The organism is Stenotrophomonas sp. P5_B8, assembly GCF_054049855.1.
The window spans coordinates 1-3,778 of sequence record NZ_JBFULO010000379.1 but is presented as its reverse complement, the minus strand read 5'-3'; the positions used below and the strand labels follow the sequence as shown (position 1 = coordinate 3,778).

Below are 3,778 nucleotides of genomic sequence, written 5' to 3'. Positions count from 1 at the left end.
GTGTCCTCATAGCGACACCGTTCCTAGGAGCACACAGCAAGAGCCACCCTCAAGTATCTACGCCATGGCCAGGAAAGAACGCACGTAATTCCGCACCCGCGCGCCAGTTACCCCAACCTTCTCCCGTGTTCCCGTGCATTCGGCACTTCTCCTCGATATCGTCGACGGCAGACTGGGGATGAGAGCTGACTTAGACGTGGCATATCAGCGCCCGCTCTCCCCACGGCCATTTATGGGGAAGCTCTAGCAGCCTCAGAAGCTATATTTGACGTGAGTGTGCAGCCGGTTCAGATCGCCAGCCTCCCCATTCTCCAGACGGCGCTGGGCGTGACTCAGCTCTGCGCCGAGGTCCAGCTTCGGGAACGGCGAGTAAATCAGGTTGACGCGCCAGGACTGTGCGCGCTCGGTAACCAGCGCGCCGGTCCATTGCGCATCGTTGTCCAGCCAGGCACCRGAGTAGACGAGGTTGCCGCGCAGCTTGGGTGAGAAGGCGTGGCGCCACGCCACGAAGCCGCCATAGCCGTCCTGGGAATGCAGCTCCCCTTCGGCGTCCAGCACGCTGTCGGCACCGAGTGCGAAGCCGAGATAGCGACCAATGCCCTGGCCGCCGCTGACCATGTAGCGCAGGTCGTCATTGCTGCCGACGTTGACGCGCCCGGACAGGCTTGCCGCAATCCCGGTATCGGTACGGCCGTCGTAACGCAGGTTGCGCACCATGGCCGCCACCGTGACGTGGCCCCAGGCACCGCGCTGCGCCCAGCGGGCGGAGATGTCTGGCACCGTGTCATCGCCACTGTTGAGGCGGGTGCCGTTGCCCCGGTAGGTCGCCACCGTCGTTTGCGSATTCTCCAACGAGAACGACCACGGGCCGCGCGTGTAGCGAAGCTGCGCCTGACGGTTGAAGATGGTGCCCTCGGACGGACCGGTGAAGTCCACCGTGTCCGGCAGTGCCGCTACATCCTGGAAGTTGGACCAGGTCTGGCCAGCCAGCCAGTGGTTCCAGCTGACATAGGCCTGGCGCAGGGTCAGCGCGTAGGTGTTGGTGATCACTTCATTCCCGGCGAAGGCGTTGTTGCCGCCGCCATACATGTCTGCCTCGATATACGCTTTGAGCGTGTCGCCACGTTCGGTGACGGTGTCGGCGCCCAGCCAGAACCTGGAGAACTGGGCATGCACGTCGGTGTAGCTGGCGCTCTTGCCGTTTCCATCCCCGGCGACCGGGGTGGCGGCCGGGAAGTAGAACAGACGGCCGGCCGAGCCATCGGCGATGGCGCCGTCGCTGGTCCGCGTGGTCATGGCATCGAGTTTGATGAAGCCGCCTGCCGTGAAGCGGGTGCCGGGCATCGCCCCGGGCAGGATCGGCGTTGACGCTTGCGCGGGCGGTGTTGCAACGGCCACCGCGGGGGTGTTCTCGGCCGCTTTGGCATCGCGCTGTTGGTACACCTGCAGCAACCCTYGCATCTGCTGCATCTCCGCTTCCAGCTCGGCCATGCGCGCCTCCAGCGTGGCGGTATCCACGGCCTGCGCCAGCGCCGTCTGCGGTAGTGCGGACAAGGCCAGCCACAACGGCACCGAGGCCGCCGTTCTCCTCTTCATTCCAACCATGATTCCCCTCCCAGGGCATAGCGATGCCGTCACGGCCTGGGTGAACAGGCCGCGTGGCGTTGACGAACGGGGTGGAGCGTTCTAGATGAAGCGCATGGCGACGGTACCGATGCCGTCGCCGCGGACCAGGACGTTGTCGCCGGCCTGCACGGCAATTGCCGCAGTGATGGCGCCGGACAGCACGACCGCGCCCGCTTCCAGCGGCTGGCCATGTTCGGACAACATGTTGACCAGCATGGCCACTGCAGCGGCAGGGTCGCCGAGCACGGCCGCACCGGCCCCAACCTCGGCGACCTGGCCGTTCTTCTCCATCACCACCCCCAGCGTCTGCAGATCGAGCGTGGCCGGGTCCGTCGGGCGCGACCCCAGGACGTAGCGCGACGCCGAGGTGTTGTCGGCGATGACGCTGGGCAGGTCGAACCGGAAGTTCTCGTAGCGCGAGTCGATCAGCTCGATGGCCGGCACCACGTAGTCGGTGGCAGCGAGCACATTACTGGCGGTGCAGCCTGGGCCACGCAGTGCATCGCGCATCACGAAAGCGATCTCGGCCTCCACCTTGGGATGGATCAGCACGCGGGTGTCCACCGCCGCGCCATCATCGACGGCGTTATCGCTCCCGAGGAACCCGTAAATGGGCGTGTCCACGCCCATCTGCTGCATCTTCGCATGGGAGGTCAGGCCCATCTTCATGCCCACGATGCGTACCCCTTCGGCCTGCTTCAGCGCACACAGGCGTTGCTGGATCCGATAGGCGTCAGCCACATCCAGTCCGGGATAGGTGTCGGTCAGTTTGACCACCTCACGCACGTCGCGTTCGGCTTCGCGCAGCAGGCGGGCGCAACGATCAAGGATTTCGTTATCAAGGCTCATGCGGGTTCCTTCACTGCGGCCGCATCACGACGGCGCAGCATGTCCAGGGCGACGTCGACAATCATGTCTTCCTGGCCGCCGACCATGCGGCGCTTGCCCAGTTCAACCAGGATGTCGACGGTATTGATGMCAAAACGTTGCGAAGCGGCCTCGGCGTGGCGCAGGAAGCTGGAATAGACGCCGGCATAACCGAGCGCCAGCGTTTCACGGTCCACGCGCACCGGGCGGTCCTGAAGCGGTCGCACGATATCGTCGGCCGCGTCCATCAGGGCGTAAAGGTCGCAACCATGCACCCAGCCCAGGCGCTCGGCCGCTGCAATGAACACTTCAAGCGGCGCGTTGCCGGCACCGGCGCCCATGCCGGCCAGGCTCGCATCGATGCGGATCGCACCGGATTCTGCCGCGACGATGGAGTTGGCCACGCCCAGCGACAGGTTGTGGTGGGCATGGATACCGATCTCGGTGTCCGGCTTCAAGGCCTGGCGCAGGGCCTGCACCCGGTCACGCACGTCATTCATGCCCAGCGCACCACCGGAATCGACCACGTACACACAGGACGCGCCGTAGCCTTCCATCAGCAGCGCCTGCTCGGCAAGCGCGGCGGGGGCAATCATATGGCTCATCATGAGGAAGCCGACCGCATCCATCCCCAGGGCATTGGCTGCTTCAAGGTGCTGGCGCGAGATGTCCGCCTCGGTGCAGTGGGTGGCCACACGCACGATCCGTGCGCCCGCGGAATAGGCGTTCTTCAGGTCGTGCACGGTGCCGATGCCGGGCAGCAGCAGCGTGGCGATGCGCGCATGGCTGACCGACTCGGCCGCTGCTTCGATCCATTCCAGGTCGCTGTGCGCGCCGAAGCCGTAGTTGAACGAGGCGCCTTGCAGGCCGTCGCCGTGGGCCACCTCGATGGAGTCCACGCGCGCCTTGTCTAGTGCGCCTGCAATGGTGCGCACCTGCGGGAGGCTGTACTGGTGACGCACCGCATGCGAACCATCGCGCAGGGTGACATCGGAGATGTAGAGTTTGTGTTGGGTCATCGGAGTCTCCTCAGGCGCCTGCCGGCTGGGCCAGCAGCGATTCGGCCATGCGCTCGGCAGTGGCCAGTGCGGCCGAGGTCATGATGTCGAGGTTGCCGGCGTACGCTGGCAGGTAGTGAGCAGCGCCCTCCACTTCCAGGAAGATGGAGGTCTTCAAGCCCGTGGTGGGGCCGATGCCGGGGACGTTGAGCGGTTCGTCGATGACGTCGAACTGGACCTGCTGCTTGAGACGATACCCAGGCACATACGCAGCCACCCTCGCCACC

The 3,778-nt window shown here is 65.3% G+C and carries 3 protein-coding genes and 1 pseudogene; all 4 read right to left on the bottom strand.

Annotation, left to right across the window (positions count from 1 at the left end; all coding sequences use genetic code 11):
• Positions 1-252: 252 nt before the first annotated feature.
• Positions 253-1,596, bottom strand: a complete 1,344-nt coding sequence (locus tag ACXJKH_RS16695; RefSeq protein ID WP_457320981.1) for a DcaP family trimeric outer membrane transporter — start codon at positions 1,594-1,596, stop codon at positions 253-255.
• A 90-nt stretch (positions 1,597-1,686) separates the two neighbouring features.
• A complete protein-coding gene (gene dmpH / locus ACXJKH_RS16690) occupies positions 1,687-2,475 on the bottom strand; it encodes a 2-oxo-3-hexenedioate decarboxylase (RefSeq protein ID WP_457320979.1) in 789 nt (262 codons plus the stop codon).
• Positions 2,472-3,512, bottom strand: a complete 1,041-nt coding sequence (gene dmpG, locus ACXJKH_RS16685; RefSeq protein WP_457320978.1) for a 4-hydroxy-2-oxovalerate aldolase — start codon at positions 3,510-3,512, stop codon at positions 2,472-2,474. The genes dmpH and dmpG overlap by 4 nt, the downstream gene beginning before the upstream one ends.
• 10 nt (positions 3,513-3,522) lie before the next feature.
• Positions 3,523-3,778, bottom strand: a pseudogene (locus ACXJKH_RS16680) (hypothetical protein); the annotation flags it as partial.